Source organism: Sulfitobacter mediterraneus (assembly GCF_016801775.1).
Taxonomy (GTDB): Bacteria; Pseudomonadota; Alphaproteobacteria; order Rhodobacterales; family Rhodobacteraceae; genus Sulfitobacter; species Sulfitobacter mediterraneus_A.
On record NZ_CP069004.1, the window covers coordinates 822,211 to 845,514 of the forward strand.

Sequence of the window (23,304 nt, forward strand, 5' to 3'; positions counted from 1 at the left end):
GTCCGTGGTTCAGTGTTTTTCTTTACCTAGCGGAGCCTTTTAAATAACGCCAGATGCGCCCGTCCAATACCAGCAAACCAATCGCCAAAAGGGCAAATCCGCCATAGGCCGCAGGGCGCAGGGATTCGCCCAGCAAAACCGCCCCAAGGACAATGGCGAAGGGCGGGATCAGCAGTGTCACCAGCATCAGATTGCCGCTGCCCGCCATGGCAAGAACCCGGTAATACAGCAGATAGGCAAGTGCCGTCGCGATCAGGGCGTAATAGCCGATCGCCGCCATGGTGCGCGGCTCAAGCGCGAGGGTGATTGGCCCCTCAACGCACCACGCTACGGGCAGGATGATCAAGGTGCTGCCCGTGACCATGCCCGCCGCCGCCACCTGCGGCGGATGCCCGGCAAGTCGTTTGCGGGCCCAAACACTGGCCAGCGCATAGGAGATCGTGCCGCCAATCACCGCCAGCTGCCCCAATGAGCGCAGATCAAAACTGCGCAGATTGTCCAGACCGATGGCCGTGGCCACACCGGCAAAGCCAAGACCGACGCCGATCACCTTGCGCAGGCTGAGCCGTTCATCGGCAAAAAACATTGCCGCCGCCAGAACCCCAAAGATCGCTGTGGCTGCATTCAGGATCGAGGTCAAACCGCTTTCGATGTGCAACTGCCCCCAGGCCATCAGGCCAAAGGGAATCACATTGTTCAAAAGCCCCATCACCAGAAACGCACCCCAAACACGTGGATCACGGGGGATCTTCAGCCCCATCACGAGCACGGCCCCCCAAAGGGCCAATGCGGCCCAGCCTACACGGTGCGCAACTGATGTCAGCGGCCCAACTTCATCCAGCGCGATGCGGATAGAGACAAAGGACGCACCCCAGATGGCGGCCAGCAAAAGCATTTCCACCCATGCGCGGGAAGAGACTGTTTTTTGTTCACTCATGACCGTCATCTAGCCCGCGCGTTTTCCTGCCATCGACCCGAAACCTGCGCATTGTCAGGCGGTTTTGCGGGTCTCGTGCCAGATGTTGAAATAATTGCCGGCAAAAATGATCACCGCGCCGACAAAGACCCAGATATCCAAGGCCTCGCCATAAAACAGCATCGCGACAATCGCGATGATCGGCAGGCGGGCAAAATCAATTGGCACCACGACGGTCGCAGGTGCGATGGTCAGCGCCTTGGTGATACAGAAATGCGCGACCAGACCGCAGATGCCGATCAACACCAAAAGTGGCATGTTGGACCAGCCGGGCAGGGCGATATCGCCGTCGTAGCCCGCGCAAATGATTCCAAAAACCAATTGCATAACAGTAAGATAGAACAGGATGCAGGTGATGGACTGGCTGCGGGTCAGACGTTTGGTGAACATTGCCACAAGGGCAAAGAAAATGGCGCAACTGGCGGCGGCGATCATCCCGCTGTTCAGCCCGCCCATATCGGGCCGCGCGACGATCAAGATCCCGACAAAGCCCATAACGGCGGCGGTCACACGCACCCGCGTCATCCGCTCACCCAAGATGAAAGGCGCCAACACAATCACCCAAAGTGGGCTGGTAAATTCGAGCGCAAATAGCTGTGCCATGGGGATTACTGTGACCGCGTAGAACCACAGATTTTGCCCCGCAAAATGCGCGATATTCCGGATGAAATGCAGGCCAAGCGCGTCCGTCTTGATCTCGCGCCATGTGCCGCTGCCAAAGGCGAGCGCCACCACGATAATCACCCCGAAAAACGAGCGATACATCATGATTTCAAAGGTATCGAGGATCGGACCCAATTCGCGGCCCGCAACCGCCATTGCGGAGAACGATCCAATAGCGCCCAGCATCCACAAAGCCGCCCCCAAAACGCGGGTTGGATTGGCAGATGCAGCAGTGGTCACGGGGCGGTTATTCCCATTCGATGGTGCCCGGAGGTTTGGACGTGATATCATAGGTGACGCGGTTGATGCCCGGCACTTCGTTGATGATCCGGGTTGCGGTTTCGCCCAAAAACTCATGGCTAAAGGGGTAATAATCCGCCGTCATCCCATCGACCGATGTCACGGCACGCAGCGCGCAGGCAAAATCATAGGTACGGCCATCGCCCATCACGCCAACGGTGCGCACGGGCAGGATTGCCACAAACGCCTGCCAGATCTCGTCATAAAGACCATGCTTGCGAATCTGGTCGATATAGACCGCATCCGCCTCGCGCAGGATCTCAAGCTTTTCGCGGGTGATCTCACCGGGGCAACGGATTGCCAGACCCGGACCGGGGAAAGGATGCCGGCCAATAAAGCTGTCGGGCAGGCCCAGTTCACGGCCCAATGCGCGGACCTCGTCCTTGAACAGCTCGCGCAGGGGCTCGACCAGTTTCAGACCCATCTTTTCCGGCAGGCCACCAACATTGTGGTGACTTTTGATTGTGACTGAAGGACCGCCGGAAAAGGACACCGATTCAATGACATCAGGGTAAAGCGTGCCTTGGGCAAGGAACTCTGCCCCTTCGATGTCGTTGGCGTATTTCTGGAACACATCAATGAACAGACGGCCAATGATCTTGCGCTTGGTTTCCGGATCGGACTGACCTTCCAATTCGCCCAGGAACAGCTCGACCTCATCGGCGTGAATCACATGCAGGTTCATGTGATCGCGGAACATGGTGACGACCTCTTGGACCTCGTTCTTGCGCAAGAGCCCGTGATCGACAAACACACAGGTGAGCTGATCGCCGATAGCCTCATGCAGCAGCGCAGCGGCCACGGAAGAATCAACGCCGCCAGACAGGCCGCAGATCACCTTTTTGTCGCCCACCTGTTCGCGGATCGCAGCCACGGCTTCTTCGCGGTAGGCACGCATGGTCCAGTCGCCCTCAAATCCGGCCAACTTCACGAAGTTTTCGTAAAGTTTCGCGCCATTTGGGGTGTGATGCACCTCGGGATGGAATTGCACCGCATAGAAATTGCGGCTGGTGTCGGCCGTGATTGCAAAAGGCGCGTTGGGCGAGGTGCCAAAGACCTCAAATCCTGGTGCGATCTTGCTGACGTGATCGCCATGGCTCATCCAGACCTGTTCGCGGTCATTTTCGAACCAACCGTCAAGCAGTGCCAGTTTTTCGGCGCCCGGTGTCACATAGGCCCGGCCAAATTCGGCGGTGCCATGACCGCGTTCCACCTTGCCGCCCAGAACCTCCATCATCACCTGCTGGCCGTAACAAATGCCAAGGATCGGAACATCCAGTTCAAACACCTTTGCCGGAGGGCGGGGCGATCCGGCGTCAATCACCGAAGACGGTCCTCCCGAAAGGATCACGGCCTTGGGATCGAACTCCGCCAGAAAGGCGTCATCAACGCTGTTGAACGGGTGAATTTCGCAAAACACGTTCAGCTCGCGCAGGCGGCGGGCGATCAGCTGGGTCACCTGGCTGCCAAAATCAATGATCAGCAGGCGGTCATGGTCGGTGGGGGATACGATCTCTGTCATAGCGTCTGATTAGGCGCGGTTGATCTGCGTGGCAAGGGCGGATGGGGGCCAGCCCCCAAACCCCCGGAATATTTTAAGCCAAAAAGGGGCGCAGGGAGACAGGCAGATGTCGTTTTTTGCCCTAGCGGGACGTAATCCGCGTGAGGGTCCAGTCGGGAATCCGGTAGGCACTGTTTCAACAATCGTTGTGAAGGATAAAATCAATGGCGGAACAAGCACGGCGCGGACGGACACGCGGGGGCGGCGGCGCAGCACGGCGGGCAGAGCGCAGCGCGGTTTCTTTTGAGACTGCACGCTATATTGAACGCAACATCCCCAATTTCGAGGTGCTGACCGAAGAGGCGCTTGAGATCATCGAACAGAATGCCGATACCATTCTGGAAGAAGTCGGCGTGAACTTTCTCGACAATCCGGCGGCCTTGCAGCGCTGGCGTGATGCGGGTGCGGATGTCGACGGGGAGCGCGTGCGCATCCCGCGCGGCCTGGCCCGGAAACTCTGCGCGACAGCGCCGGCGCAGTATACCCAGCATGCCCGGAACCCGGAACGTTCCGTGGTCGTCGGCGGGCGCAACCTGGTGCTGGCCCCGGTCTATGGCCCGCCATTCGTGCGTGATGCCGCTGGCGGTCGCCGTTATGCCACGATGGCGGATTTCAACAAGTTCGTAAAACTGGCCTATATGTCCAAATGGCTGCACCATTCTGGCGGCACGGTGTGTGAGCCAACGGATGTGCCGGTGAACAAGCGCCATCTTGATATGCTGTTCGCTCATATGACGCTGAGCGACAAGCCGTTCATGGGTTCGGTAACAGAGCCAAGCCGCGCACAGGATTCGGTCGATATGGCCGGGCTGCTGTTTGGCAAGGATTTTGTCCAAGACAACACCGTGATGACCTCGCTCATCAACATCAACTCTCCGATGACGTTCGATGATGTGATGATGGGTGCGCTGGAGGTTTATGCGCAGAACAATCAGGCCTGCATCATTTCGCCCTTTATCGTGGGCGGCGCGATGGCACCTGTCTCTGTGGCGGGCACCCTCACGCAGGTTCTGGCCGAAACATTGGCCGGTATCGCCTATAGCCAGCTGATCCGCCCCGGCGCGCCAGTGATCATGGGGGCCTTTGTGACCTCGATTGATATGAACTCAGGTGCACCGACCTTTGGCACACCGGAAGCCGCGCATATCACCTATGGCGCGGGCCAGTTGGCGCGGCGTCTGGGGCTGCCTTACCGTTCTGCGGGGTCGTTCTGCGGCTCCAAACTGCCGGATGCGCAGGCGGCATATGAAACCGCGAACAGTCTGAATATGGGGCTGCTGTCGGGCGTGAACTTCATGCTGCACTCATGTGGCTGGCTCGAAGGCGGGCTTGTCAGCTCCTTCGAGAAGTTTGTCATGGATGCCGATCAGCTTGGCACTCTGCACCATTTGGCCAAGGGTGTGTCGGTGGACGAGAATGCACAAGCCATGGACGCCATTCGCGAAGTGGGTCCGGGCGGGCATTACCTTGGCTGTGACCACACCCAGAACAACTTCAAAAGCGCGTTCTGGAAATCCGATCTGCTGGATTACAAACCGTTTGAAACATGGGAAGACGAAGGTGCGCGGGACACGCAAGTCCTTGCCAGCCTGCGGGTTGAAAAGATGCTGGCAGATTATCAGCAGCCAGCGCTTGACCCTGCGATCCGCGAATCCCTTGAGGCCTATGTCGCGGAAAAGAAAGCGGCGGAGCCTGACAGCTTTATGTGATCCGCGCCCGGCTTTTGGGCCGCTGAACGATCGAGTGAGGCGCGCAAGATTTGCGCCTCACCCACCACGGCAATCAGCACGTCGATATGGCGTAGCAAATGATAGGCCGCGTCGGATGTCTTGCGTTGATCATCCAAGTCCGCTTCCAGCTCAATCAGTTTGAAAAGAGCCGCCCCATGGCGCGGCAACGCCCCGTAGCCCAGAAGGCGCGGCAGGTGGATCTGGCGTTTGTACTCTTGTGCGCCGATCCGTGCCGCCCGCATCAATAGGGCCGGGCGGTGCAACCTGGCCAATATGGAAAGGGGATCTCTCATTCTGCATGTCCTCCAAATGGGGCAGAGCCGACAATCGGCCCTCCGCGGGGCGCATATTGATCGCAAAACCCATGTGTTGCGCGGGTTTGACCAGCGCCGGACGGGGCGTTTCCAATTGTTTACGATTTGGAGACAATCCTTAACAAACCAGCAGATTTTAACGATCGTGTAACCAATACACTTCTAAGTTGTGTGGATAACGCTGTGGATATCTGCTGCCAGACATCATGGAGGGGATGGCATGAGTGCATCAAACGAGATGGGCAATCTGCGGGTTTCACAAAAACTGCCGGAATGGGTGCCAATCGGCGCACGCAATTATCTGGCCCATACCGAAGAAGGTGCGCCGATCCGCGTTCTGGCGCGGGAGGCGGGCTGCCATGCTTCGACCATTCTGCGGCGCATCCGCAAGATCGAGATGTGCCGTGATGACCCCCTGATTGATGCCGCTCTTTGCAGGCTTGGTGCGGTGCGTGCCAAGCGCCCAACGACCAGACCCAGACAAAAGGATACAATCGCAATGGCGCAACCGGAGATGACCGCAATTCCCGATCAATCAACATTGCAGCGCGAGGCCTTGCGGGTCTTGCGGCGATTGGCGGAAACGGGGGCCGTGCTGGCGGTCGCACCGGAAATGGAAAAGGCTGTTGTTGTGCGTGATATCGCGGGCGGCGGCAGCACCCGCACGGCTGTGGTGGACAGCGGTGTGGCACAGGCTATGGCACTCAAGAACTGGATCACATCGATCAGCACCGGCCGTGTGACACGGTATCAGATCACCCGTGCCGGGCGGGCCAAATTGACGGCGATGCTCAAACATCCTCCACGCGCGGCCAATGGTTTTGCCGAAGCGCAAAGCGGGTTCGAGAACACCGGCACCGGATGGCAAGACAGCCACGATCCTGAAACAGATGCGCCACGGCGCCAGCGTATGCGGTATTGTCTCGCCGAAAGCCCGCTTTCCGCGCTGTCGCGGCGCAAGGACAAGGACGGCAAACCGTTCTTGAGCGAGCCATTGGTGCAGGCCGGTGAACGGCTGCGCGAGGATTTTGAACTGGCACAGATGGACAGCAAGGTCACGCAGAACTGGGAAGGATTTCTGACCGCGGGGACATCCACCGGCCGGAACGGAGCCCAAACCGGTGACAGTGCACCGCAGGCGGCCCGGGCCCGTGTGGCGGCGGCGCTTGCTCATCTGGGGCCGGGACTGTCCGACGTGGTCTTGCGCTGCTGTTGTTATCTTGAGGGGTTGGAGACCACCGAGAAACGCTTGGGATGGTCGGCGCGATCTGGCAAAGTGGTGTTGCGGATCGCCCTTATCCGGCTGCGGCGTCACTACGATGAAACGATTGGCGCGCGAGGGCCGATGATCGGGTAGGGCACGGCGGTTCAGGGTCAAAGGACTGTTCTCGGCCCACCCCTCAGGATCGGCCCTGGCACCGTGAAATCGGGCCTATATGGCGCGACATTACCTATTGTGATTTCCCAAATCTGTGCAGCTTTGTAGGGTAGGGGCCGCAACCATAATCGGGCGGGGCAACGATCATGACATCTCAAGACCGGCGCGACGCCGCCGCACTGTTGGTTCTGCGCCTTGGGCTGGCGTGGTTCATGTTTCTTTGGGCTGCGCATAAACTGATCACCCCCAAGCAATATCAACAGCTTGCCAAACATTTTGACGGCGTGACGGTGGAGATCAGCCAGATCTATCTGGCCGGATCAGTGCAAATTCTTCTGTGCCTTCTTGCAGCGCTCGGGATCTTTCGTTTTGCCAGCTATGGTGCATTGGCCGTGATGCATTTCTACACCATCACCCGCCGTTGGGAGGGGTTCTTTGATCCTTTTGCCCTCAACGACAAGGGATTTCCGATCCACCGCAATCAGGTGATTGATCTGGCTGTGATGGGCGCGTTCATTGCGCTTTTGCTGATGATTGCCCGCGATCATTGGTCTGCTGGCGGCTGGCTGCGCCGCCGAGTGGGGCCGCGTTGGTGGCAATAGCTGGGCGATGATGACGCGCCGGATGCATGGCTGCCTTGCAGCGGGTGGGGTTTTGCACGCCAGATTTTCTGTTACATAAAGCAAAATGCCCGGAGGACATCATGCGTGATCTGAAGATACCTGAACAGCGCCACCCCGAAAAAGCGCGCAAGCCTGACAATGCCCAGCCCAAGAAGCCGGCCTGGATCAGGGTCAAGGCACCGGGCGGCAAGGGATATGCCGACACCGCAAAGATCATGCGCGACAACAAGCTGGTGACGGTCTGCGAAGAGGCAGGTTGCCCGAACGTAGGTGAATGCTGGTCGCAAGGTCACGCCACGATGATGATCATGGGCGAAGTGTGCACACGCGCCTGTACCTTCTGCAACATCGCGACCGGTAAGCCGCCCGAGGCGCTGGATAGCTTTGAGCCCGGACGGGTGGCCGATGCCGTGGCGAAACTGGGCCTCAATCACGTGGTGATCACCTCCGTGGACCGGGACGATATCGAGGATGGCGGCGCCGAACACTTCGCCCAGACCATCCGCGCGGTGCGCCATCGCAGCCCCGGCACCACAATCGAGATCCTCACACCGGATTTTATCCGCTGCGATCCCAAAGTGCTGGAACAGGTGGTCGAGGCACGCCCCGACGTGTTCAATCACAACCTTGAAACCGTGCCGGGCCTCTATCCCGAAGTGCGCCCCGGCGCACGGTACTTCCATTCGCTGCGCCTATTGCAGCGGGTCAAGGAAATGGACCCTTCGATGTTCACCAAATCGGGCATCATGGTGGGCCTTGGGGAAGACCGCCAGTCAGTCATTCAGGTGATGGAAGACATGCGCGCCGCCGACATTGATTTTCTGACCATCGGTCAATATTTGCAGCCGACCCCCAAACATCACCGCGTGGATCGTTTTGTCCATCCCGATGAATTTGCCGCCTATGAAAAAGCGGCCTATGGCAAGGGCTTCCTGATGGTGTCAGCCACGCCGCTCACGCGGTCAAGCTATCACGCAGGTGACGATTTTGCGAAGCTGCGCGATGCCCGGAATGCAAAGCTGGCCAAAGCTTAAGGGATCGCTGGTACGGCTTTGAGATAGGCCGCGATCGCTTCGCGGTCGCTCTGCGGCAATTGCGCCAGATTGCTGACCACTTCGGCCATCTCGCCGCCCGCGCTGTCATAATCCGGGGTGAAACCGGTTGTGAAATAGGCGACCAGATCACTTTCGGACCAGTCAAGCTTGCCCGGTGTGATGTTGGGAATGCGACCCTTGCCCGAGGGATTGGGCGCGCCCGCCAGCCATTGCGACCGGTCCAAACCGCCCAAGGCGTTGCGTGGCGTGTGGCATTCGGCGCAATGAGCCAAGCCTTCTGCCAGGTAACGCCCGCGCATGACCTCTGGTGAGTGATTCCCAGATAGCACGAAATCCTCTTTCATAAACAACAACTTCCATCCGCCCAAAGACCGCCGGATGCTGAACGGAAAGCCCACATCATGCGCCTTGCTGGGCGTCGGATCGGCAGGCAGCGTTTGCATATAGGCAAAAAGGTTCACAACGTCCTGATCCTGCATGTGCTGGTAGGCCGCGTAGGGAAAGGCAGGATAATAATGCTGTCCCTCGGGAGATACGCCACGCATCACAGCGCGGGCAAAACCGGGCAGGGACCACGCGCCAATGCCGGCATTCGGATCGGGCGAAATATTGGGGGCATAGAAGGTGCCAAAATCGCTGGCAAAGGGCAAACCGCCAGCAAGCACTTGTTTCTCATCACCTTCTGCGCCCGGCGCCGCATGGCAAGAGACACAACCGCCTGCTGCAAACACCAAGGCGCCGGCCTCGGGATCGGCCGTCAAACCTGCGCCAAACGCGGGGTCAAGCGGATCAGGCGCGGTGAGGAACCAGCCCAGACCCGCGCCGATCACGGCGCAGGCCCCTAGGATTTTGACCAAAACGCCCAAGGATCAGTTTTTCGGGCCGCGATAGGTCTCGTGGCACGCCTTGCATGCGCCGCCAATTGCCCCCATGCCAGCGCCAACCGCAGCGGCATCACCTGCGTTCATCATGTCCATGCTGGCCTTTTCTAGATCAGCAAACTTCGCCGCAAACCCTGCCGCATCTGTCCAGATTTCCGCCTTGGCGCGCGAGCCGTCCACTTCGCCCTGCGCGGTACCTTCCAGCCAAAGCGTGGAGCCATCCATCTTGGCCAAGGCATGAAGATTACCGGCGGCGGCCTTAACCGTGGCAGCATCAAATTCGGCCTCACCCTTGGCAATCGCGCCCAGAACGCCAGTGTGATAGCCGATCATCTGCATCTGGGCGTGCCGTGCGGCAACCGCCTTGTTGCTGGATGTGGCCGCATGGCTGGCAGCATATCCTGCGGTGGCGATCAATGCGCCGCTCAAAGTCAGAACAAGTGTTTGTTTCTTAAGCGATTTCATGGTGTCCTCCCTAATACGCTATGAGCCTAACACAGCACCCGTCTGGCGTGTCTAAAGTTTTTGTGATCAGATGTATTTTTCTAGAACTTCCGTGGAATACGCTCTGCCGTCGCCCAATCCGGCCAGTAGCCCAGCCATTCAATGCCCCAGATCACAAAGGCCAGGGCGATAATGCCGAATACCAGTTTGACCCGCTTGGCCGAGGGCGGATTGCGTGCCCACCTGGACATGCGAAACAGCCAATTTGGGTTCACACGAACCGCACTTTGCCGATGAACGGCAGGTTCCTGTTGCGTTGGGCAAAATCAATGCCGTAGCCGACAACAAATTCATCCGGAATTTCAAAGCCGGTCCAATCCGCCTTGAGATCGACCTCGCGGCGGCTGGGTTTGTCGAGCAGGGCAATCGACTTCAGCCGCCCCGGCTCACGCGATTTCAGCAGGGCAGTGACGTGATGAAGCGTGTGACCGGTGTCAACAATATCTTCAACGACAAGCACATCGCGCCCTTCAATTGCGCCGCGCAAGTCTTTGAGAATGCGCACTTCTCTGCTGCTTTCCATGCCGTCACCATAGCTGGAGGCTTCCAGAAAATCGACCTCGATCGGCAGATCCAGTTCACGCACCAAATCGGCGATAAACACAAAAGATCCGCGCAGCAGCCCTACAACCACCAGTTTGTCGGTGCCTTTAAACTCTTGCTGGATTTCCTTGCACAAATCCTCAATCCGCGCCGCGATGGATTTGGCAGAGATCATTTCATCAATCACATAGCGACGATCTGTCATGGCTTCGCCCTTGAATTTACAGCCTCAAGCAGAGACATAGGGCTAACGTGACAAGACCCGGATAGCAATGCCAACCCATTCTGAAACCCGCCAATTGCCCTACAGCGCCCAGCAGATGTACAATCTGGTGGCAGATGTGGCGAAATATCCCGAATTCCTGCCCTGGACCGCCGCTGCACGGATCCGGTCCAACGAGGATCGAGGCGATCATTGGGTGATGGACGCCGATCTGGTGATCAGCTTCAAAGTGTTCCGTGAGCGATTCACCAGCCGTGTCGTGCTGTGGCCTGACCAGCATAGAATTGACACGGAATATCTGGATGGACCGTTCAAGCACATGCATTCCAATTGGAAATTCGAGGATGTGCCGGGCGGTTGTGCGGTGCAGTTTCACGTTGATTTCGAGTTTCGCAATGCGATCCTGCAAAAGATCATTGGCGTGGTGTTTAACGAGGCAATGCAACGGGTTGTGCGGGCGTTTGAACAACGGGCAGAGGCGCTTTACGGGGCGCAAGGCTGATGGACAAAACCATCACGGATCAATTGTTGAAGTTTAGAAAAGCGGCCGTGCCAGAAGATGCAGTGGCCATGATGCGTCTGTCGCTGTTTGATTGGGCCGCCTGCGGGATTGCCGGTGCGCGGGAGCCTGAGTTCGCCGATTTTGTGAAGATGCAAAAACGGATGGCCACAGGTCAAAGTACGGTTCTTGGCGGGGGTCACGCGCCTGCGGCCACTGCTGCATTGATCAACGGCACGCTCAGCCATGCGCTGGATTACGACGACACACATTTTGCCCATATCGGCCATCCCTCCGTGGCGGTTTTGCCTGCGGTCATTGCCCTGGCTGAGGACGTTGGTGCACCGCTGGACGTGGCGGTGGATGCCGCGGCAGTTGGGGTGGAAAGCTCTATCTTAACAGGGATTTGGCTGGGCCGCGCTCATTACCAGATCGGCTACCACCAGACCGCAACGGCGGGTGCTTTCGGGGCCACCATGGGGGCTGCACGGCTGCTTGGGCTGGACAAAGAAGAGCTGCGCCATGCGCTTGGCCTTTGTGCGAGCATGGCCTCCGGGATTAAGGCGCAGTTCGGCACCATGGCCAAACCGCTCAACGCCGGATTGGCGGCCCGCAGCGGGGTTGAGGCCGCACTTTGGGCGCAGGGGGGTATGACCGCCGCGCAGGACGGATTGGCCGGACCGCTTGGTTTTGGTGCCACCCATCACGGCGAGGCGGCAGAGATCAAGCCGGGCAAAGGCACTTGGCACCTGCTCAGTATAAGCCACAAATTTCACGCTTGCTGTCACGGGCTTCATGCGATGCTTGAGGCGCTCAGCACCGCTGAGATTGACCCCGATCAAATCGCATCGGTGCATATCCGCACCCATCCGCGCTGGATGTCGGTGTGCAACATCGCGGAACCGACGACGGGTCTCGCGGCCAAGTTCAGCTATGCCCAGACTGCCGCGATGGCGCTGATAGGCCATGCCACTGGCGCTATTTCAAATTTTACGGACGAGATCACCAAAGAACCGCAAGTGGTTGATCTTAGGTCCAAAATAAAGGTCAGCGAAGAAGACCGTCTGAGCGAGACCCAAACAGAGATTTCCGTCAGCCTGGTCGGCGGCGGCATGCGGCGGCTGCGCCATGATCTGATGGCGCCGATGTCCTTTGAGGACCGCAGCGCGAAGCTGCAACGAAAAACCGCGGACCTGCTCGGGCAGGACCGCGGCGCTTCTTTGTGGGAGGCGGCGCAGGGCGATGACCTGCGCGCGCTCAGTGATCAACTTGTGATGTCGTAGGCGCGTTCGCCATGAACACTGAGATCCAGACCATTGGTTTCAGTTTCCAAGTCAACACGGATCGGCAGGACCGCCTTGCAGACATAGATCAGCACCAGCGTCACAACTGTGGTGAACACCCCGACAATCACCAGAGATCCCAGCTGCGCCGCCCAAGAGCCCGCCCCCAAGGCAGCAATCATGATCGTCCCAAAGATCCCGCCAACGCCGTGCACGGCAAAGACATCCAATGTGTCGTCAATTTTCACGCGGTTGCGGATCAGGACAACTGCTTCTTGGCATAGAATCCCGGCCACTGCACCGATCAGCAGCGCCGCCCATGGCCCGACAAACCCGGACGCCGGTGTGATTGAGGCAAGGCCCGCGATGGTGCCTGTGACAATGCCGACCAAGGAGGCTTTGCCGAACTTGATCCGCTCCCACAGCGCCCAGGACAGGGAGGCCGTTGCCGCGGAGATATGCGTGACTGTGATCGCCATCGCCGCGCCGCCATCTGCGGCCAGTTGCGAACCACCGTTGAAACCGAACCACCCGACCCAAAGCATCGCCGCGCCAATCATCACCATGCCAGGATTGTGCGGCGGTGTTGTCTGGTTTTTCCGTGGCCCCAGCACCACGGCAAGGATCAATGCGGCCAGACCTGCGGTTTCATGAACCACAATCCCGCCAGCAAAGTCCTTGACCCCGGTCTCGCCAAAGATGCCGCCATCGGCCAGCATGCCGCCGCCCCATACCCAATGCACCACAGGCGCATAGCAGATCAGCATCCAAAGCGCGGAAAACAAAAGCATAAAGCCAAAACCGATACGTTCGACATAGGCGCCCACAATCAGCGCCGGTGTGATGATGGCAAAGGTCATCTGAAAGGCAAAGAACAAGATCTCGGGCAGGGTGCCAGAAAGGCTGTCTGCGGTGATACCGGCCAGACCCACCTTGGCCAGACCGCCCCAAAGCCCGCTTTCACCCGGGCCAAAGGCAATGGAATAGCCGACAAAAAACCAAAGCACCGACATCAGACAGGCAATGGCATAACAATGCATAAACACGCTTAGCACATTGCGGGATCGGACAAGCCCGCCATAAAACAGGGCCAGCCCCGGCAGGGTCATAAACAAAACGAGGGCGGTGGCGGTCATGATCCACGCAGAATCAGCGGCGTTCATCGGGCTCTCCAACAGAAATTTCAGCTCTGCCCGCAGATTGCGCAGCCCTGCCGCGCAGAACAGCGTTCGCCGCCGATTTTAGGGGCAGTTCTGCAAGATGACGCGCATTTGGGCGCCCCGTCTGGCCTTTTGCCCATTATTCGGGCAGTTTTTGAAGTTCTTCAAGAAATAGCGCCAAGGCATGATCCCGTGCAGCCATCCTTACGGCATGACGGCCAAGGGCGCCGAATTCAACGGTTTGGGTCCGGGTGCCACCCTGATGCGCCACGCCAAAACACACACGGCCTTCTGGCTTGTGCTCTGATCCACCAGGGCCGGCAATGCCGGTGATTGACACCGCCAGCGCAGCCTCAGAGCCGTTTAACGCGCCCTCTGCCATGGCGGCGGCCACGGGTTCGGAGACCGCTCCAAAATCAGCCAGCACCTGTTCCGGCACACCCAGCAGATCCATTTTGGCTTGATTGGTATAGGTGACAAAGCCCCGGTCAAACATCGCCGATGACCCCGGCAGATCGGTTAGCGCGGCCGCGACCATGCCCCCCGTACAGCTTTCTGCGCAGCTGAGCATGACCTGCTTTTTTGATGATAATACAAGGAGTTCAGCGGCGATACTCATTTACATCACGCCATGAAACAGAGCCGCCAGCACCATCACACCGATGGCCGCGAAAACGCCCGCGATCACATCATCCAGCATCACCCCTAAGGCATCACCGCGCCGGTCCGCCCAGCCGATGATCCAAGGCTTGGTGATATCAAACAGCCGGAACAGCGCAAAGGCTGCAATCCAGCCCGGCCACATGTTCAGAATGCTGATCCCCAAAGAGCCCGCCGCGTAGCTCAGCGGGATCAGCGCGATCCATTGGCCGATGACCTCGTCCACGACAATCTCGGAAGGGTCATGATCATCGCTGCCCTTGGTCATCTGCGCCGTGGCCCACCACCCCTTGAGAAAGCCAACGGCGATCCCGATCAGCAGCAAGGGCAAGCCGCCAATAACGTGCAAAAGCCAACCATAGGGCAGTGCGGCCAGCGATCCCCATGTGCCGGGGGCAGGGCGGATGTATCCGACCCCCATGAATGTGCCAATCAGTTTTGCAAGTGTCATGATTTCACCAATGTTGCTGTGGCCATGCACGCGACCCCTTCGCCCCGACCGGTAAAGCCAAGGCGTTCTGACGTGGTGGCTTTGACTGACACGCGGCTCACGTCAATTTCAAGGATATCTGCCATGACTTTACGCATCTCTGCCGCGTGCGGCCCGACTTTCGGATGTTCGCAAATCAGCGTACAATCCACATGGGTCAGCACAAAGCCCATCTCGCGGGCCAATCCGGCCGCATGGCGCAGGAACACATGGCTTTCTGCGCCTTTCCACTGTGGATCTGAGGGCGGAAAATGTTGGCCAATGTCGCCCATCGCCAAGGCGCCATAGATCGCATCGGTCACTGTATGCAGTCCGACATCCGCATCAGAATGCCCCACAAGCCCATGATCATGCGGGATTTTCACCCCGCATAGCATTACATTATTGCCGGGTCCAAAGGCATGCACGTCAAAGCCGTTGCCGGTACGAATGTCCATCGCGTTCTCCAATATGCGCCCCGCACGGGCAAAATCGCCTGCGGTTGTGATCTTGATGTTGTCGGGATCGCCGGGTGTGATCCGCACGGGAATACCATAGGCGCGGGCGACCTCCACATCATCGGCGGCAGGGCCCTGATAGGCGGCATGGGCCTGTTTGATCACCGCCAGATCAAACCCTTGTGGTGTCTGCGCGGCAAAAAGGCCGGCGCGGTCCTGCGGGCCGGTTACATGATGATCCGTGCCGCGCCACAGGGCATCTGTGACGGCCAGACCGGGTGCGGCGGCGCGGGTCTCGGTCAAGGCGGAAAGCACATCATCAATCACCTGTGCTGAAACACAGGGTCTTGCGGCATCATGGATCAGCACCTGACCGGCTTCGGGCAGCATCGCCAATCCATTGCGCACCGATGCCGCCCGGTCCGCGCCTCCCGCGCCCACGATCAGCCCCGGCACGTCAAAACTCTGCGCCAGATGCAGATCATCGGGATGCAGCACAACGGCAATCTGGTCAATCTTCGGATGGCGGGCGAAGGCCGCGATCGTGTGGTCGATCACCCGCGCGGCGCCAAGCGGCTGCCACTGCTTTGGCAGCGCCCCGCCAACGCGGGTGCCGCGACCTGCGGCAACGATAAGAGCAGTGATGGTCATAGGCATGTCCGCTGTTTCATGCTCCTGTCTAGGCAATGGCAGCGGTACAGGCAATCATTCACCTTGTTGCACAAAATTTAGGCAAATAGGCGCGTGACCCAACGAAAATCTATCTGTTTTAATTGAGTAACCGTGGGGTTACCGCTAAACCCGTCACAACTGCACAAGGATTAAGCACATGCGCCCGCCGGTCTGGCCCATAGATCTCAACCCGCCGGTTTTCCTCGCTCCGATGGCTGGAATCACCGATTTGCCCTACCGGACCTTGGTGGCACGCTTTGGCGCGGGTCTTGTTGTGTCAGAAATGGTCGCCAGCCAGGAACTGCTGTCGCGCCGCCCCGGCACCCGTGAAAAGGCGGAACTGGGGCTGGGGGTCGAAGGCACATCTGTCCAGATCGCCGGCCGCGAGGCTGCGCCCATGGCGGAGGCCGCCCGCATGATCGAAGCACAGGGCGCGCGGCTGATCGATATCAACATGGGATGCCCTGCGAAAAAGGTAACGCAAGGCGCCTCCGGTTCGGCCCTGATGAAAACACCAGATCACGCGCTGCGCCTGATTGAGGCGGTGGTGGAGGCCGTCAATGTGCCTGTCACCCTGAAAACCCGTCTGGGTTGGGATGATCAGATGCTCAATGCCCCGGATATTGCCCGCCGCGCCGAGAGTGCGGGCATTAAGATGATCACCATTCACGGGCGCACCCGGTGCCAGTTTTACAAAGGCAGCGCCGATTGGCAGGCGATCCGCGCGGTGCGCGAGGCGGTTGATATTCCGGTGGTGGCCAATGGCGACATCACCAGCGCCAATGCGGCAAAACAGGCGTTGGATCAATCCGGTGCGGATGGGGTGATGATCGGACGCGGTGCGCAGGGGCGGCCTTGGGTGTTGGCCGAGATCAGTCATGCGCTTTTTGGCACGCCGGCGCCTGACATTCCCTTGGGTGATGCCTTTGCCGCGATGGTAGAAGAACACTACGATGAGATGCTTCGGTTTTATGGTGCTGATCTGGGTGGGCGCGTCGCCCGCAAACACCTGGGCTGGTATATGGACACCTGCGCCACGCCGAACGCCCTGCGCCGCGACGTGTTAACCAGGAAAGACCCGAAACAAACCAAAGGTTTGATCCGTCAGGCCATGCAACTTGGCGCGGGGGCACAGGCGGCATGAGCCATGATCGCAACATCTGGGTATCATTGCCCGTTCCGGCCATTCTGATTGAGCCAGACGACAGCATCGAAGATATCAATCCCGCCGCCGAGGGTTTTTTGAACCTTTCGGCAAAATCGGTGATCGGCGTGCCGGTGTGGGACATTATCGCGGTCAATGACCCGCTGGAGGATGCCTTTGACCGCGCACGCGCCAGTGGCACGCCACTGTTTGTCAATGACGTCGATGTGGGGTCCGGCCAGCGGGCGCCTTTGCAATCGGCCCTGCAGATCGCACCGCTCAGCGGGGCGGAGGGGCATATGCTGATGATGATCTCGCCGCGTGAACTGGCCGGGCGGATGACCCAGAACCACTCTGTGAAATCCGCCGCCAAATCGGCGATTGGCATGGCCGAAATGCTGGCCCATGAGATCAAGAACCCGCTGGCCGGGATCACCGGCGCAGCGCAGCTTCTGTCAATGAACCTGCCCGCAGATGAGCTGGAGCTGACCGATCTGATCGTCGCGGAAAGCCGCCGGATCGTAAAATTGCTGGAACAGGTTGAACAGTTCGGAAACCTCAACCCGCCGCAACGGCAGGCGGTGAACCTGCATGACGTGCTGGACCGCGCGCGGCGCTCTGCCTTGCTGGGCTTTGGCGCCCAGATGAAAATCATCGAAGACTACGACCCTTCATTGCCCATGGCACTTGGCGATAAGGACCAACTGCTGCAAGTGGTTCTGAACCTTCTCAAAAACGCCTCCGAAGCCGCCGGAGAGGGCGGCGGCACCATCCGTCTGCGCAGCTACTTCGAACATTCATTCCGTCTGCGCCGCGCCGATGGCACCGGTCAGGCGCTGCCGCTGCAAATCGAGATCATCGATGACGGTCCGGGCCTTCCGGATCACATCAAGGGCGATGTCTTTGATCCCTTTGTCTCGGGCCGTGAAAACGGCACCGGGCTGGGCCTTGCTTTGGTCAGCAAGATCATTTCCGAACATGACGGCTGGATTTCGGTAACTTCGGTGCCCGGGCAGACGGTATTCCGCATCTCACTGCCCCGCGCAGCCGCACAGAAAGAAGAGGAATAACCATGGATGGCACGGTATTGGTCGCCGATGACGATCGCACAATCCGCACGGTCTTGACGCAAGCCCTGACGCGGGCGGGTTGCAAGGTTCATGCCACCTCAAGCCTGACCACGCTGATGCGCTGGGTCGGAGAGGGCAAAGGCGATGTGGTGATCACGGATGTGGCGATGCCGGATGGCAACGGTTTGGAAATGCTGCCCAAAATATCGGCGGACAGGCCCGGATTGCCGGTGATCGTGATCTCGGCGCAAAACACCATCATGACCGCGATCAAGGCCGCAGAGGCCGAGGCGTTTGACTACCTGCCCAAACCCTTTGATCTGCCTGATCTGATGAAGCGCACGGCGCGGGCGCTGGAGAAAGGCGGCGCAGCCCCACGGGCAACCGCCAGCAAAGCGCCGGAAGAAGACCGTGATGATCTGCCGCTGATTGGCCGAACCCCGGTGATGCAGGCGCTTTACCGGCTGGTGGCGCGGGTGATGAACACCGATTTGCCGGTTCTGATCTGGGGGGAAAGCGGCACGGGTAAGTCTTTGATCGGAAAGGCTATCCATGACTTCTCTGATCGTCGCAACTTGCCCTTTGTCACGGTCACGGGCACCGAGTTGGTGGATATTGACGCTCCTGCACGGCTGCTGGCCAAGGTGCGCGGCGGCACGTTGTTGATTGACGAGATCGCCGATATCCCACCCGAGGTGCAGGCGCGTATTTCGCGGATGATGGATGCGCCGGGCGAATACAGCCCGCGGTTTCTGGCCACCAGCCAATCGGATCTGGCCGCCGCGATGAAAGAGGGCAAATTGCGCCGCGATCTTTATTATCGCCTGTCCGGTGCGACCTTGCACGTGCCAACCCTGCGCGACCGCGTCGAAGACATCCCGCTCTTGGCCGACCATTTCCTGAAACAGGCCGAAGACAGCGGTCTGGGGGTTCTGCGCCAATTGTCCGATGCCGCCGCTAAGGTGTTGTCCAACTACGCCTGGCCCGGCAATGTGCGTCAACTGGAACATGCGATGCGGCAGCTTGCCCTGACCAGCCGCGCCAGTGAGGTCAGCCAGACGGAGGCTGAACAAGTGCTTGGCGCCCAGCCCACAAGCGAGCCCTTACGGGCCCATGCCAGCACCGAACGACTGGGCGCCAGCGTGGAACGGCATCTGCGCCGCTATTTCGATCAACACGGAAATATGTTGCCGCCGCCCGGCCTCTATGCGCGGATCCTGCGCGAAGTTGAAGCACCGTTGATCGAAATTGCCCTTGGTGCGACCGCCGGAAATCAGGCAAAATGCGCCGATCTGCTGGGCATCAACCGAAATACATTGCGCAAGAAAATCACCGACCTCGATATAGAGGTGACACGGGGCCGCAAAATGATGTAAAACCGCCACATAACCGTGGCCATCGGGTATCACGCCGGATCAGGACCACAAAATATGGCGGTTGGTGCCGATGCGCACCACATCATGAGTGAGGGCAACGGGTGGCAACCCGGTCACGCAGTTTCACATTGGACAGGCTGGGGCGATTCCGGCGGATGCGCCGTGTGCGCAACCTTGCAACCTTGTCCTTGGTTGTGTTGGGCCCGGTTCTGGCGATGGCAACCTATCTGGCGTTGGGTCCATTGGGGCAGGGCGCCAATACCTTTGGGCTGCGCCTCATCCTGCTGACCGATCTGGTGTATGTCCTGCTGGTCGCCGCGCTGGTTCTGTCACAAGTCGCCCGTCTGATCGCGGCGCGGCGGGCCAAATCCGCCGGATCGCGTTTGCACCTGCGCCTCACCGGGGTGTTTGCCCTGATGGCCCTGATCCCCACGGTCAGTGTCGCGGTCTTTGCTGGTCTGACGGTGAATGTGGGACTCGAGGGATGGTTTTCGGACCGGGTGCGCAGTGTGGTTGGCAATTCGCTGGCCGCCGCGCAGGCCTATGAAACCGAACAACGCGAAGACCTGATCGCGGATGCCCGCACGCTCGCCCGCAGCATCGACAACGCCCGCAAGAAAGGCATCAACCTCAGCGACAGCGCCCTTCTGGGCGAAGGCCAGCGGCAAATTCAAAGAGGTCTGCGCGAAGCCTATCTTATTGATGGAACAGCCCAAATTCGCGCCCGTGGCAACCGGTCCTATCTGTTTGATTATGAACAACCAGACCTCGCCCAGATAGAGACCGCCAGCGCCGATGGTGTGCTGATCATTGAGGATTGGACGAACAACGAATTTCGCGCGCTCGTGCCAATGGAAAGCTTTGTCGATCGCTATCTCTACGTCAGCCGCGAAGTTGATGGCGAGATCCTGTCGCTGCTTGATGAAACCAAGGAAACCGTCCGCCTCTATCAACAACTCGAAGCGGATCGCGGGCGGCTGTTGTTTGAGTTTGCCCTTGTTTATCTGGGCTTTGCGGTGATTCTGATCCTGGCGGCGGTCTGGCTTGGCCTGTGGTTTGCCGAGCGTCTGTCTGGACCTGTCGGGCGGCTCACGGGGGCGGCGCAGCAGGTCGGCGCTGGCGATCTGTCCGTTCAGGTGCGCGAAGAAGAAGGCGATGACGAAATCGCGATGCTGGGGCGGTATTTCAACCAGATGACCCGCCAGCTCAGCGGTCAGCGTGAAACCCTGCTCGACAACACACGCCAGATTGAACGCCGCCGCCGGTTGTTTGATTCCGTGCTCAGTTCTGTCACTTCCGGTGTCGTGGGCCTTGATCCCGAAGGGCGCGTGGCCTTTGTGAACCGTTCCGCCAAGCGGCTTCTGGATTGGCATGAGGATCAGCAATCGCTGGCGTTGGCCGTTGCTGTCCCTGAATTCGGCCCGTTGTTCGAGACCCTTACCTCTGGCGGCGGGACCGCCGTTCAGGGCGAGGTCAAGGTCTCGCGGCAGGGGACGCAGGAAAACCTGTTGGTGCGCATGGCCCCGCGACGGTCTGATGATGGGCGTCTGGAGGGCTATGTGGTGGCCTTTGACGATGTGACCGATCTGGTCAGCGCCCAGCGGATGGCCGCCTGGGGCGATGTCGCGCGGCGCATTGCCCATGAGATCAAGAACCCGCTGACCCCGATCCAGCTCAGCGCCGAACGCATCCGGCGCAAGTTTGCCCCCAAACTGGGCGAGGACAGCGACACATTGGAACAGATGACAGGGGTGATCATCCGCCAGACCGGCGATCTGCGCCGGATCGTGGATGAGTTCAGCAAATTCGCCCGCATGCCCGAGCCGGAAACCTCCGATCAGGATCTGACGCAACTGGTGCGCGACGCGGTGTTCTTGCAGCAGGCTGGCCAGCCGGAAGTCAAGATCGTCTCAGACCTGCCTGATAGGCCGGTGGTGGCGCAGATCGATGCGACGATGATCTCACAAGCCCTGACCAACCTGATTAAGAATGCCGGAGAAGCCATTGAATCCTTATCCAAAAAAGGCACGCAGGATGATCTTGCCCCAAGAATCGAAGTGACCTTGACCTGCACCGACAACACCGCTCGCCTGACCATTGCGGACAACGGGATCGGCCTGCCCGAAGATCGCGCCCGCCTGTTTGAACCCTACGTGACCACCCGCAGTGAAGGCACCGGCCTTGGCCTGCCCATCGTTAAAAAAATTATTGAAGAACACGGCGGCACATTAACCCTCGAAAACGCGCCAGTATTTGACGGGCAAACCCATTTTGGCGCAATGGCGGTCATTTCCCTGCCCATCGCGCCATCAAGTGACAGTAATGAGAATAGAATGGAGACAACGCATGAGTGACATTCTGATTGTAGACGACGAACGCGATATCCGCGAATTGATCTCGGACATCCTGATTGACGAAGGGTTTGCCACCCGCCTGGCCGGGAATTCCGACGATGCGATGAAGGAGATCACATCAGAGCCACCGGCGCTGATGATCCTCGATATCTGGCTCAAGGACAGCCAGATGGACGGCATTGACATCCTCAAGGCGGTGAAACGGGATTACCCCGATGTGCCGGTGGTGATCATCTCCGGCCATGGCAATATCGAGATCGCGGTCGCGGCGATCAAACAGGGCGCTTACGACTTTATCGAAAAGCCGTTCAATATCGATCAGTTGCTGGTCGTGATCCGCCGTGCCATGGAAACCTCACGCCTGCGCCGCGAGAATCTCACGCTCAAGAAGCGCGATGTCTCCAGCGCGGAAATGCTTGGCAACTCAGCGGCTTATCGCGCGTTGATCGGTCAGCTTGATAAAGTGACCAAATCCAACGGCCGGGTCATGCTGACCGGCCCCGCCGGGTCGGGCAAGGAGATTGCCGCGCGCTATATCCATGCCCATTCCAACCGCGCCTCGGCACCGTTTGTCACTGTCAATTGCGCGGGCGTCGAGCCTGACCGGATGGAAGAAATGCTTTTTGGCCGAGAAGGTGGTGATCGCGGGATCGAGCCGGGGTTGCTCGAACAGGCCCATGGCGGCGTGATCTATTTTGACGAGGTCGCGGATATGCCGCTGGGCACCCAGTCGAAAATTCTGCGGGTCCTGGTGGACCAGCAATTTACCCGCGTTGGCGGGAATGACAAATTGCGGGTGGATCTGCGGGTGATCTCCAGCACCAACCGCGATCTGACCGCCGCCATCCGCGATGAAACCTTCCGCGAGGAGCTTTATCACCGCCTCAACGTGGTGCCGATTGCCGTGCCATCCCTCGAAGAGCGCCGCGAGGACATCCCGCTTCTGGCAGATCATTTCATTGCCGAATGCAACGCCACCCAAGGTCTTCCTTTGCGCAGTCTGTCCGATGACGCCATTGCCCTGATGCAAACGATGGTCTGGCCGGGCAACGTGCGCCAGTTGAAAAACCTTGTGGAACGGGTGTTGATCCTTGGCGACGGCACCGGACCGATCGAGGCCCGCGAACTGCCCGGAGAAGAGGACAAGGGCGAGGATGACGGCCGCGTTGTGCTCTCCGGCGCTCTGGCAACCCTGCCGCTGCGCGAGGCCCGCGAGGCGTTCGAACGCGAATATCTTCTGACACAGATCAACCGGTTTGGCGGCAATATTTCGCGGACGGCCAATTTTGTCGGCATGGAGCGCTCCGCCTTGCACCGCAAACTCAAATCGCTCGGGGTGGTCACCTCCGCCAAATCCGGCGTGCGCGTGGCCCATGTGGATGAGGAAAGCGAGGCAGAGGGCTGATTC

The 23,304-nt window shown here is 59.2% G+C and carries 23 protein-coding genes; 11 read left to right on the forward strand and 12 right to left on the reverse strand.

Annotation, left to right across the window (positions count from 1 at the left end; translation table 11 throughout):
• Window positions 1–22 precede the first annotated feature (22 nt).
• The 3 genes from JNX03_RS03965 to guaA form a co-directional block, all read right to left on the reverse strand.
• Window positions 23–937, reverse strand: a complete 915-nt coding sequence (locus JNX03_RS03965) for a DMT family transporter (protein ID WP_203211148.1) — start codon at window positions 935–937, stop codon at window positions 23–25.
• A gap of 54 nt (window positions 938–991) precedes the next feature.
• A complete protein-coding gene (locus JNX03_RS03970; RefSeq protein WP_203212122.1) occupies window positions 992–1,825 on the reverse strand; it encodes a DMT family transporter in 834 nt (277 codons plus the stop codon).
• Window positions 1,826–1,886: 61 nt separating this feature from the next.
• The gene (guaA, locus tag JNX03_RS03975) at window positions 1,887–3,461 is read right to left on the reverse strand and encodes a glutamine-hydrolyzing GMP synthase (RefSeq protein ID WP_203211149.1); all 1,575 of its coding nucleotides are present in this window, start codon (window positions 3,459–3,461) and stop codon (window positions 1,887–1,889) included.
• Between the two features lie 203 nt (window positions 3,462–3,664).
• Between guaA and JNX03_RS03980 the strand changes: the two genes are divergently transcribed.
• Window positions 3,665–5,209 carry a trimethylamine methyltransferase family protein gene (locus JNX03_RS03980; RefSeq protein WP_203211150.1) on the forward strand — a complete coding sequence of 515 codons (1,545 nt, stop codon included), beginning with the start codon at window positions 3,665–3,667 and terminating at the stop codon, window positions 5,207–5,209.
• Here the strand turns inward: JNX03_RS03980 and JNX03_RS03985 are convergent.
• Window positions 5,164–5,523 carry a DUF6477 family protein gene (locus JNX03_RS03985; protein WP_203211151.1) on the reverse strand — a complete coding sequence of 120 codons (360 nt, stop codon included), beginning with the start codon at window positions 5,521–5,523 and terminating at the stop codon, window positions 5,164–5,166. The two genes, JNX03_RS03980 and JNX03_RS03985, sit on opposite strands and share 46 nt — an antisense overlap.
• A 241-nt stretch (window positions 5,524–5,764) precedes the next feature.
• On the opposite strand from JNX03_RS03985, the gene JNX03_RS03990 reads away from it, so the two are divergent.
• The 3 genes from JNX03_RS03990 to lipA all read left to right on the forward strand — a co-directional run bounded on the left by JNX03_RS03990 (window position 5,765) and on the right by lipA (window position 8,579).
• Window positions 5,765–6,901, forward strand: coding sequence for a DUF6456 domain-containing protein (locus tag JNX03_RS03990; protein WP_231024136.1), 1,137 nt, complete (start codon window positions 5,765–5,767; stop codon window positions 6,899–6,901).
• Window positions 6,902–7,068: 167 nt separating this feature from the next.
• On the forward strand, window positions 7,069–7,524 hold the full coding sequence (locus JNX03_RS03995; protein ID WP_203211152.1) for a hypothetical protein: 456 nt from the start codon (window positions 7,069–7,071) through the stop codon (window positions 7,522–7,524).
• 101 nt (window positions 7,525–7,625) lie between these two features.
• Window positions 7,626–8,579 carry a lipoyl synthase gene (gene lipA, locus JNX03_RS04000; RefSeq protein ID WP_203211153.1) on the forward strand — a complete coding sequence of 318 codons (954 nt, stop codon included), beginning with the start codon at window positions 7,626–7,628 and terminating at the stop codon, window positions 8,577–8,579.
• On the opposite strand, the gene JNX03_RS04005 is transcribed toward lipA, so the two are convergent.
• From JNX03_RS04005 to hpt, 4 genes are all read right to left on the reverse strand, one after another.
• Window positions 8,576–9,457 carry a c-type cytochrome gene (locus JNX03_RS04005; RefSeq protein WP_430466377.1) on the reverse strand — a complete coding sequence of 294 codons (882 nt, stop codon included), beginning with the start codon at window positions 9,455–9,457 and terminating at the stop codon, window positions 8,576–8,578. The genes lipA and JNX03_RS04005 overlap by 4 nt on opposite strands.
• Window positions 9,458–9,469: 12 nt before the next feature.
• Window positions 9,470–9,946, reverse strand: a complete 477-nt coding sequence (locus JNX03_RS04010; RefSeq protein ID WP_203211155.1) for a c-type cytochrome — start codon at window positions 9,944–9,946, stop codon at window positions 9,470–9,472.
• Between the two features lie 80 nt (window positions 9,947–10,026).
• Window positions 10,027–10,176: a hypothetical protein gene (locus tag JNX03_RS04015; protein WP_037907582.1), complete on the reverse strand. Its 150-nt coding sequence runs from the start codon at window positions 10,174–10,176 to the stop codon at window positions 10,027–10,029.
• A gap of 20 nt (window positions 10,177–10,196) precedes the next feature.
• Entirely contained in the window at window positions 10,197–10,733 is a 537-nt protein-coding gene (gene hpt / locus JNX03_RS04020; protein ID WP_203211156.1) for a hypoxanthine phosphoribosyltransferase, read from the reverse strand.
• Window positions 10,734–10,800: 67 nt separating this feature from the next.
• Between hpt and JNX03_RS04025 the strand changes: the two genes are divergently transcribed.
• Complete coding sequence (locus JNX03_RS04025; protein ID WP_203211157.1) at window positions 10,801–11,253, forward strand: type II toxin-antitoxin system RatA family toxin; 453 nt, start codon at window positions 10,801–10,803, stop codon at window positions 11,251–11,253.
• Window positions 11,253–12,533 (forward strand): MmgE/PrpD family protein, encoded by a 1,281-nt coding sequence (locus JNX03_RS04030; RefSeq protein WP_203211158.1) that lies wholly within the window; start codon window positions 11,253–11,255, stop codon window positions 12,531–12,533. The genes JNX03_RS04025 and JNX03_RS04030 overlap by 1 nt, the downstream gene beginning before the upstream one ends.
• Here the strand turns inward: JNX03_RS04030 and JNX03_RS04035 are convergent.
• The 4 genes from JNX03_RS04035 to JNX03_RS04050 form a co-directional block, all read right to left on the reverse strand.
• The gene (locus JNX03_RS04035; RefSeq protein ID WP_203211159.1) at window positions 12,515–13,696 is read right to left on the reverse strand and encodes an ammonium transporter; all 1,182 of its coding nucleotides are present in this window, start codon (window positions 13,694–13,696) and stop codon (window positions 12,515–12,517) included. The genes JNX03_RS04030 and JNX03_RS04035 overlap by 19 nt on opposite strands.
• Window positions 13,697–13,832: 136 nt before the next feature.
• A complete protein-coding gene (locus JNX03_RS04040; protein ID WP_203211160.1) occupies window positions 13,833–14,312 on the reverse strand; it encodes a CinA family protein in 480 nt (159 codons plus the stop codon).
• On the reverse strand, window positions 14,313–14,804 hold the full coding sequence (locus JNX03_RS04045; RefSeq protein WP_203211161.1) for a phosphatidylglycerophosphatase A family protein: 492 nt from the start codon (window positions 14,802–14,804) through the stop codon (window positions 14,313–14,315).
• Window positions 14,801–15,931 carry a bifunctional 2-C-methyl-D-erythritol 4-phosphate cytidylyltransferase/2-C-methyl-D-erythritol 2,4-cyclodiphosphate synthase gene (locus tag JNX03_RS04050; RefSeq protein ID WP_203211162.1) on the reverse strand — a complete coding sequence of 377 codons (1,131 nt, stop codon included), beginning with the start codon at window positions 15,929–15,931 and terminating at the stop codon, window positions 14,801–14,803. The genes JNX03_RS04045 and JNX03_RS04050 overlap by 4 nt, the downstream gene beginning before the upstream one ends.
• Window positions 15,932–16,109: 178 nt before the next feature.
• On the opposite strand from JNX03_RS04050, the gene dusB reads away from it, so the two are divergent.
• From dusB to JNX03_RS04075, 5 genes are all read left to right on the forward strand, one after another.
• Complete coding sequence (dusB, locus tag JNX03_RS04055) at window positions 16,110–17,096, forward strand: tRNA dihydrouridine synthase DusB (RefSeq protein WP_203211163.1); 987 nt, start codon at window positions 16,110–16,112, stop codon at window positions 17,094–17,096.
• A complete protein-coding gene (locus JNX03_RS04060) occupies window positions 17,093–18,166 on the forward strand; it encodes a two-component system sensor histidine kinase NtrB (RefSeq protein WP_203211164.1) in 1,074 nt (357 codons plus the stop codon). The genes dusB and JNX03_RS04060 overlap by 4 nt, the downstream gene beginning before the upstream one ends.
• Window positions 18,167–18,168: 2 nt before the next feature.
• Entirely contained in the window at window positions 18,169–19,542 is a 1,374-nt protein-coding gene (locus tag JNX03_RS04065; RefSeq protein ID WP_203211165.1) for a response regulator, read from the forward strand.
• A 155-nt stretch (window positions 19,543–19,697) separates the two neighbouring features.
• Entirely contained in the window at window positions 19,698–21,896 is a 2,199-nt protein-coding gene (locus tag JNX03_RS04070; RefSeq protein WP_203212124.1) for a sensor histidine kinase NtrY-like, read from the forward strand.
• Complete coding sequence (locus tag JNX03_RS04075) at window positions 21,889–23,301, forward strand: sigma-54-dependent transcriptional regulator (protein WP_203211166.1); 1,413 nt, start codon at window positions 21,889–21,891, stop codon at window positions 23,299–23,301. The genes JNX03_RS04070 and JNX03_RS04075 overlap by 8 nt, the downstream gene beginning before the upstream one ends.
• The last annotated feature ends 3 nt before the right edge of the window (window positions 23,302–23,304 follow it).

Excerpts from the sequence above, each read along its gene's own strand:
- JNX03_RS04015 (WP_037907582.1), bottom strand. The coding sequence starts at position 10,176 with ATGTCCAGGTGGGCACGCAATCCGCCCTCGGCCAAGCGGGTCAAACTG.
- JNX03_RS03985 (WP_203211151.1), bottom strand. The coding sequence starts at position 5,523 with ATGAGAGATCCCCTTTCCATATTGGCCAGGTTGCACCGCCCGGCCCTA.
- JNX03_RS04060 (WP_203211164.1), top strand. The coding sequence starts at position 17,093 with ATGAGCCATGATCGCAACATCTGGGTATCATTGCCCGTTCCGGCCATT.
- hpt (WP_203211156.1), bottom strand. The coding sequence starts at position 10,733 with ATGACAGATCGTCGCTATGTGATTGATGAAATGATCTCTGCCAAATCC.
- dusB (WP_203211163.1), top strand. The coding sequence starts at position 16,110 with ATGCGCCCGCCGGTCTGGCCCATAGATCTCAACCCGCCGGTTTTCCTC.
- JNX03_RS04025 (WP_203211157.1), top strand. The coding sequence starts at position 10,801 with ATGCCAACCCATTCTGAAACCCGCCAATTGCCCTACAGCGCCCAGCAG.
- JNX03_RS04070 (WP_203212124.1), top strand. The coding sequence starts at position 19,698 with ATGCGCCGTGTGCGCAACCTTGCAACCTTGTCCTTGGTTGTGTTGGGC.
- JNX03_RS04065 (WP_203211165.1), top strand. The coding sequence starts at position 18,169 with ATGGATGGCACGGTATTGGTCGCCGATGACGATCGCACAATCCGCACG.
- JNX03_RS04040 (WP_203211160.1), bottom strand. The coding sequence starts at position 14,312 with ATGAGTATCGCCGCTGAACTCCTTGTATTATCATCAAAAAAGCAGGTC.
- JNX03_RS04045 (WP_203211161.1), bottom strand. The coding sequence starts at position 14,804 with ATGACACTTGCAAAACTGATTGGCACATTCATGGGGGTCGGATACATC.
- JNX03_RS04010 (WP_203211155.1), bottom strand. The coding sequence starts at position 9,946 with ATGAAATCGCTTAAGAAACAAACACTTGTTCTGACTTTGAGCGGCGCA.
- lipA (WP_203211153.1), top strand. The coding sequence starts at position 7,626 with ATGCGTGATCTGAAGATACCTGAACAGCGCCACCCCGAAAAAGCGCGC.
- JNX03_RS03965 (WP_203211148.1), bottom strand. The coding sequence starts at position 937 with ATGAGTGAACAAAAAACAGTCTCTTCCCGCGCATGGGTGGAAATGCTT.
- JNX03_RS04050 (WP_203211162.1), bottom strand. The coding sequence starts at position 15,931 with ATGACCATCACTGCTCTTATCGTTGCCGCAGGTCGCGGCACCCGCGTT.
- JNX03_RS04075 (WP_203211166.1), top strand. The coding sequence starts at position 21,889 with ATGAGTGACATTCTGATTGTAGACGACGAACGCGATATCCGCGAATTG.
- JNX03_RS03995 (WP_203211152.1), top strand. The coding sequence starts at position 7,069 with ATGACATCTCAAGACCGGCGCGACGCCGCCGCACTGTTGGTTCTGCGC.
- JNX03_RS04030 (WP_203211158.1), top strand. The coding sequence starts at position 11,253 with ATGGACAAAACCATCACGGATCAATTGTTGAAGTTTAGAAAAGCGGCC.
- JNX03_RS04035 (WP_203211159.1), bottom strand. The coding sequence starts at position 13,696 with ATGAACGCCGCTGATTCTGCGTGGATCATGACCGCCACCGCCCTCGTT.
- guaA (WP_203211149.1), bottom strand. The coding sequence starts at position 3,461 with ATGACAGAGATCGTATCCCCCACCGACCATGACCGCCTGCTGATCATT.
- JNX03_RS03970 (WP_203212122.1), bottom strand. The coding sequence starts at position 1,825 with ATGCTGGGCGCTATTGGATCGTTCTCCGCAATGGCGGTTGCGGGCCGC.
- JNX03_RS03980 (WP_203211150.1), top strand. The coding sequence starts at position 3,665 with ATGGCGGAACAAGCACGGCGCGGACGGACACGCGGGGGCGGCGGCGCA.
- JNX03_RS03990 (WP_231024136.1), top strand. The coding sequence starts at position 5,765 with ATGAGTGCATCAAACGAGATGGGCAATCTGCGGGTTTCACAAAAACTG.